General features: G+C 40.9%; 1 pseudogene. It reads right to left on the minus strand.

From position 1 onward, the window contains the following. Positions 1-545, minus strand: a pseudogene (locus ACFINY_RS09965) (autotransporter outer membrane beta-barrel domain-containing protein); the annotation flags it as partial.

Consider the following 545-nt stretch of genomic DNA (forward strand, 5'->3'; position numbering starts at 1 on the left):
TATTTGAGAGGTCCGCGTTCAGAAGATAAGGTTCCTGTGTTTCCGTAAGTATAGAGGAAGAAACCGGTTTGTTTTTCTTCTTCTTTTCCTAAGACAGATGTTCTAATATTGGCTAAAAGTGCATTTTGTTTAGCCATATCGGTTAATCCACTATAGAAGAGAGCATTTGGCATGACCAAATAGCTTGCTGTTTGTGGTACAAGGGCAACGGTAGGGATATTTGTTTCAGGATCAGGATTTGAACCAGAATTGGAGTCAAGCAGTTCGGGTTGCAAACGGAAATCCCAGAAGTTTTCATTCTTTTCATCAAAGAGGTTTTGTGCAATATCGGCTTTGCCTTGGCTTGAGTCTGGTCCATAGGCACGTAGTGTATACATATCTGGTAAACCATTTCTTGTGGTATAGCCATTTACGAGTTTGAAAGAGTTTTCTTCTGCTTTTCCAGAAACTTGAATGAGTGAAAGACCTCGGACATTGGCAGCAGCAGAGGTATTTGCTTCGATATTGTTCTCTTCTAAGCGCCCCGTGACATAAACTGATGTGTT

Source organism: Bartonella sp. AA23NXGY (assembly GCF_042197165.1).
GTDB lineage: Bacteria > Pseudomonadota > Alphaproteobacteria > Rhizobiales > Rhizobiaceae > Bartonella.